Here is a 5,544-nt window from a genome sequence, read left to right as displayed (position 1 = left end):
GATAAACCTTGCTCAATGCTTGGTGTTTAAAGTCGTCAGAATACGTAATTTTTTGCATGATGAAGCCTATGTTTTTTTCAAGCCCATGAAAATTCAGAGGCGACAACTAGTCTGACATAGGGGGGTAGAGGGCATGGCGTTTTTCTAATAATGCTTTGCCCTGCCCTTGATGCCGTTGCGACGGGGTAACGAATTGAATGCCGCTGTGCCGGTGCGTACGGCCTTGGCGGCCCGACCGCGATGCTGAAGCTGATTGGCCTGACGCAGCACGCGGTACATGGTTGATTCAGAAGCTAAATAGTGACCTTCGTCGCTTAAAATCGGCACGATCTGGCTGGGTGGAGCGCTGTTAAAACGTGGACTGTTACATATCGATAAAATCGCCTGCCGCTCGGTTTCACTCAGCTTATTCGCCGGATCGTTCCGCTTGACCAAGGGCCGCTGGTCCGCGATCACCTGACCCGCCGCTTGCCAGCGATACCAGCTATGCACCGAAATACCGATCGTTTCACAGGCGCGAGATAAGCTCGCACCGGCTTGGCACGCCTGTCCGATCCACGAGATCAGCTGCTCTCGTTGCTCCTGTGATGTCAGTCTTCCTCGGGTTCGCCCCAAAGGGCGCGCACCTTTTTTTGCAGAATCAGCAACGCCGCCGCCTCCGCCAGTGCCTTATCTTTACGCAGAATTTCCCGCTCCAGCTGCTTATTTTGCTTGCGCAGGGTTTTGTTTTCTTGCGCCTGTTCCGGCGTGCTGGCTTCAGCCTGGCTCTGCGCCTGAATGGAGAGATCGCGCCATTGTTTCACTTGCTCCGGGAATAAACCCTTGGCACGGCAATATTCGCTGAGCTCGATTTCGGACATGGCAATGGTCTCGACGACCACGGCAAAGCGGGTTTGAGCAGACCAGTTCTCACTGCTGCGATGATGTTCGGGCACGGGGCGGCCCTCCTGACGAAGTTGATTGCGCCAATTGTACAGCGTGGCTTCGGAGAGGTTTTCTTGCAATGCCAACTACCTGATACTGACCGGATGAGGAGCAAGCATTTTGCTTAAAATGGCGTCTTTACGAGCCTTGGGAATACGCGACATGATGAATAACCAGCCCCCTGAGTAAGTTGGAATCCCTGAAAAGGGAGTATCTCAACTATCCTGACACAGGGGGAGGTCAGTAATGATGTAAATAAAATGGAAAACACCAGCACGAGTTACGAAGCTTCGCCCGTTCATCATGCTCGCAGCCAAAATATCCCTTTTGGTGGTTGGGCTAAACATCATCAGCAATAAATAGGTGTGGTTATCATTACGGTGGGGGCTTAAAAATTACAGAGATTTAAAAGGTCACCTTAGTGTGTTTATCCGTTTCTGTGCTCGCACCACGGTGCTACTGGCTTTATTAATATGAGCGGAACAATGATAGGTTTGCCTGCTGAGGTCAGAATCTCGCCGCGTGGTAATAACGATCGTGATGATATATCGCAAAACGAGTATTAAATTTGATGATGCAAAGATAAGGGGGAATAACATTGTATTCCCCCTTAAATAATTAGACGTTAATCGTATGCGTCCAGTGAGGGCGCCAACTCTTTGCTAAGTATGAAACAAGATTTGTATCACCAACAAACTGTAGTCTTCCACTTGATTGAAATGCCAAAGCAGATTGATCAACTTTTAAGCCAGATTGACGAGCTGAATTTGTTAGCTGGGCTAAAAGCGCACTATGATCGCCAGTCGTTGATTTTGCATCAAACACGGCAAAATCAATCCAGCCTCCATTTGTTGCTTGCGCTCTTAAATGGGCCAAATTGATATTCATTTTTTACCTCCACGTGCTTGCGCAAGTGCACTGGCGGCGGCTGATTTTGAGGTTGCGCTGGTTCGACCGTCTCTTAAAACTTTAGATGCAGCAGTTGCGGCCACCGCAGATGTCTGTTTCTGTGGTGCGCGCGCTTGAGAAAGTGCACTTGCTGCGGCTGTACGCGAATTTGCGCCTGTAGAACCGTTATTCAACGTTTTAGAAGCTGCCGTTGCAGCTTTACTTCCGGTTGTCTTTAAATTAGACATTGTTAGATCTCATCGTTGATGTGGGTATACACGCCTTCCATCACCGCCTATTGAGAATGATCCTTATCAGAGGTATGCTTGCAGTCCCCACTGAAGCGATCTAATTCAGATTGTTCTCAAGCAGTTTAAGAAACTCCCGAGGCCGACGTCATGTCGGCCTTTGGTTTTTGCGTGATTTCTAAACAAAAACACAAGATGTAGTGTTTTTTATTAGCTAACGACACTAATGCTAGCAGGTTGCTTGATGTTTGTTAACAGCTGAATTAAACACTCGCTACAATGGTGCCAAATTTGGCCTATTTCAAAAAAAATGACTCCTGAACAAGAATCTCAGCACTTAAAACAAGCCTCTAATGAGGAGCTGTGCGCATATTTAGCTGCAAAAATTCGGCGGAGTCGTAAATTACGCAAAGAGTCACAAGTACAATTTGCTGCACGAGCTGGCATTGCATTAAGAACCTATAAACGGCTTGAAACATACGGCCAAGGGCATCTAGAAACATTTCTGAAAGCTCTCAGCGCTTTAGATCGCTGTCACTATTTAAATCTTCTATTCCCATTTGATCAGCCAAAACCACGAACTTTGTCACTTGAAGAGCGCTTGGAAGCGATGAGAAAACGGAGCAGTGAATCCAATAATTAAGGACATCACATGTCAGTAGATTCTAATTGCAGTACAAAGCCGTCCTAACGACGCCCTTATCATAAGGGCGTTTCAGAAAGCCTGAGTCACACCGAAATAGCAGTGATCATATTTGGAGAATCTTTGCCAGTAAGCTAACGAAGCTGAAGACGTGCAATGTGTCACCACTACGCATATTCAAGTAGCAGAGCAGGAAGGGACGACGCTTGAATATGCATAAGCGTTGTAGGGGGCGCATGTGTCTGCTGTGGATCCAAATAACTTAATAAGACAATAAGTGGCAGAAGTGAACATCTATTTCTGAGTACTTTCGTGGATTAAAACACCCGACCAAAGTGTGGGATTATTCTAACCAGTGCACTGGCTCACCCTGCCCGGAGCATGGTAGCAATTCATCAGGCTCTACTCATAACAATCGCGGCTTGGGCCATATATGTGATTACTGTGGCCCAGTACAGCAGTTGAGACGCACTAATTGCTAGCCCAATCTAAAATCCATTGGCGTTGCTCTTGTGTTTCAGGAGCGATTGGATGACGATGTATTTTATTGACGAACGACCATAGTTGCTGTAAATGAATGAGCGCTTCTTGCCCTGACATCCCCCTTTCAATTAAGTAGCAGCCCACTACGGTGCCTGTTCGCCCAACTCCACCCCAGCAATGAACATAAACACAATGTCCTTGCCCGATTGCATGATGAATCGAATCCAGAATATTTTGCATCAGCAGTTTGTTGCCAGGAACTGATTTATCCGGAATTACAAAGCGTATATATCCAATGGGCAGTCCATTTAAGGCGAGCTCAGGCAGCAAATTATCGTACCGAGAAAGCTCTCCTTCTTGCGTTAAATCCACAAAAAAACTCACTCCAGCATTTAGATATTTTTGCAATTTTTGCTGGGATGTTTTGAGGTCTTGATCACGTGGATATTCACCCGCTAGCAATTGTCCTGCTGCTACCCAATAACAATTTTGATTAGGGCATTCCATTTCAAACTCCTGACTCAAACAGTTTAAGGAATGATCAAGTATCGAGAGATGATCTGTGAACATGACATTTGCCATGCCCAATGTGTGATTAATCTAAATCCACTCGGCTGCTAAGGCATCATCCCCAGCAGAACAGCTCCACGCAGCCATGACAAAGTAGTAACCATCTCACTTGATCAAAAATACAAGGCAAGTCCATTGTACTACCGCTCCACCATCACAAAAATTGATGGGTAGCGCTACGTTTCTACAGCAAAAGGTACATAATTTGTTCTTACATTTAATTTAGAAACCTATTTTTTGCGTAAAGATAAAATGGCATGGCTGTCATTTAGAATATTAATTAAAGTACTCACCTTGATAAGAAGTTGCCCTGAAGTGGCATTTTCATTTGGAGTAAGGACAATGGTAATGGCTAAAAGGTGGTGCACTACAATTCAAGACGCTGGTGATGGTAGCGGCGATGGCATATCGCTCTTTCCTGATGGCTTATTGGAAGAAATGGGGTGGGTCGAGGGAGATATTCTCGATTGCCAATTTCAGGACGATGGTTCAGTGCAATTGCAAGAAATAGTGCCACCTTGCTCAGATAAATAAAGGCTCCCTTATTTGGTAACCTGCCTCAACTGGTCCAAATGTTAATTTTTAAAACACCCGCTTTAATAGCTATGCCATTCAGAAAAATCATCCTTTTTCTGTGCCTTGCTGTGGGAGCTTTAAATCGGCCTTAAAAAGCTACATTGCTGATATCAATGCCCTCGGAGAATCATGCTCGGATTAGTATCCCAGATATGTCCGCGACGGTATTGCCAAGTGATTTTCGTATTTATATTCACATAGCGATCAGCTAGGCAGCGTCCCACACGTGTTTTTACCGCCTTATGCATTGTGCCCAGAGAAGGAAGTAATCATTCAAGCACTGCATACACTCTTTGCCAAAAATAACATCACAGCACTCTTTACAGTTCATGACCATTTTTGCAGCGCCACAGCATAGGTGCCTTTCTGTTCTCATAATGCGTGCTTAAGTACTGCCAGTCACGAACCAGCACACTGGCTCAACTTAACCGGAACAGGTGGCCTTTCTTATCAGCGGGGTGGCTCCCCCTACTCGGAACTCGGTGTCAACTTCATCAGCGCCTACAGCTGGTGCCCCGCATGGCGGCGTTTCAAGCCGCGCACCCCGAAATCGATCTGCATATTCACGCCTCCAATCAAGCGGTGGATTTGCACTCAGGAGCCGTTGATTTAGCCATTCGCTATGGCAAGGGCAACTATCACGATTTACTGGCCACGCAGCTATTACAAGACCACTTTGCGCCCGTTGCCAGCAAGCAGCTGCACATCCGGCAGTTATCCGATTTAAGCCTGCATCCGCTGATTCACTTTAACTGGCACAGCCCGCCACCAGAGCATTTAACATGGGCAGGCTGGCTACAAAATGCAGGGATAAGCGATCTGGATAGCACAGCGGGGATTCGTTATTCAGAAGAAAGCCACGCCATCCAAGCCGCCCTTGCCGGGCAAGGCGTTGCACTGTTGAGTTTAGAATTAGTCAGAGAAGAAATAGCAATGGGCCTGCTGGAAGCCCCTTTAACGCCAGTCGTCGAAGGGCTGGCCTATCACCTTGTACGCCCGGCGCTAAAACCAGCTGCTGCGGCTGTAACCCTCGTTGAAAAATGGCTGATACAAGCAGCGAGCACTCACCCAAAAGAATACTCAGCCCCCCCTGTGTCAGGATAGTTGAGATACTCCCTTTTCAGGGATTCTAACTTACTCAGGGGGCTGGTTACTTATCATGTCGCGTATTCCCAAGGCTCGTAAAGATGCCATTTTAAGCAAAATGCTTGC

The 5,544-nt window shown here is 46.8% G+C and carries 8 protein-coding genes; 3 read left to right on the top strand and 5 right to left on the bottom strand.

The window, feature by feature from the left end:
* Positions 1-144: 144 nt before the first annotated feature.
* The 4 genes from CSQ88_RS21785 to CSQ88_RS21770 all read right to left on the bottom strand — a co-directional run bounded on the left by CSQ88_RS21785 (position 145) and on the right by CSQ88_RS21770 (position 2,060).
* Positions 145-615 carry a helix-turn-helix domain-containing protein gene (locus CSQ88_RS21785; protein WP_143449558.1) on the bottom strand — a complete coding sequence of 157 codons (471 nt, stop codon included), beginning with the start codon at positions 613-615 and terminating at the stop codon, positions 145-147.
* Positions 591-1,010, bottom strand: coding sequence for a hypothetical protein (locus CSQ88_RS21780; RefSeq protein ID WP_099400162.1), 420 nt, complete (start codon positions 1,008-1,010; stop codon positions 591-593). The genes CSQ88_RS21785 and CSQ88_RS21780 overlap by 25 nt, the downstream gene beginning before the upstream one ends.
* A 532-nt stretch (positions 1,011-1,542) precedes the next feature.
* Positions 1,543-1,812 (bottom strand): hypothetical protein, encoded by a 270-nt coding sequence (locus tag CSQ88_RS21775; RefSeq protein ID WP_099400161.1) that lies wholly within the window; start codon positions 1,810-1,812, stop codon positions 1,543-1,545.
* The gene (locus tag CSQ88_RS21770) at positions 1,809-2,060 is read right to left on the bottom strand and encodes a hypothetical protein (RefSeq protein ID WP_099400160.1); all 252 of its coding nucleotides are present in this window, start codon (positions 2,058-2,060) and stop codon (positions 1,809-1,811) included. Before CSQ88_RS21770 ends, CSQ88_RS21775 begins: the two co-directional genes overlap by 4 nt.
* A gap of 310 nt (positions 2,061-2,370) precedes the next feature.
* Between CSQ88_RS21770 and CSQ88_RS21765 the strand changes: the two genes are divergently transcribed.
* Positions 2,371-2,703 carry a hypothetical protein gene (locus tag CSQ88_RS21765; protein WP_099400159.1) on the top strand — a complete coding sequence of 111 codons (333 nt, stop codon included), beginning with the start codon at positions 2,371-2,373 and terminating at the stop codon, positions 2,701-2,703.
* A gap of 471 nt (positions 2,704-3,174) precedes the next feature.
* Here CSQ88_RS21765 and CSQ88_RS21760 read toward each other — a convergent pair whose 3' ends face one another.
* Positions 3,175-3,693: a dual specificity protein phosphatase family protein gene (locus CSQ88_RS21760; RefSeq protein WP_180273770.1), complete on the bottom strand. Its 519-nt coding sequence runs from the start codon at positions 3,691-3,693 to the stop codon at positions 3,175-3,177.
* Positions 3,694-3,993: 300 nt separating this feature from the next.
* Between CSQ88_RS21760 and CSQ88_RS23250 the strand changes: the two genes are divergently transcribed.
* Together CSQ88_RS23250 and CSQ88_RS21750 are read left to right on the top strand one after the other, a co-directional pair.
* Positions 3,994-4,290, top strand: coding sequence for a hypothetical protein (locus CSQ88_RS23250; protein WP_218963174.1), 297 nt, complete (start codon positions 3,994-3,996; stop codon positions 4,288-4,290).
* A gap of 423 nt (positions 4,291-4,713) precedes the next feature.
* Entirely contained in the window at positions 4,714-5,436 is a 723-nt protein-coding gene (locus CSQ88_RS21750) for a LysR substrate-binding domain-containing protein (protein ID WP_306475262.1), read from the top strand.
* The last annotated feature ends 108 nt before the right edge of the window (positions 5,437-5,544 follow it).

Source organism: Iodobacter sp. BJB302, assembly GCF_002735645.1.
Classification (GTDB): domain Bacteria; phylum Pseudomonadota; class Gammaproteobacteria; order Burkholderiales; family Chitinibacteraceae; genus Iodobacter.
The sequence above is the reverse complement of the archived record's forward strand: the minus strand, read 5'-3'. Positions and strand labels throughout refer to the sequence as shown.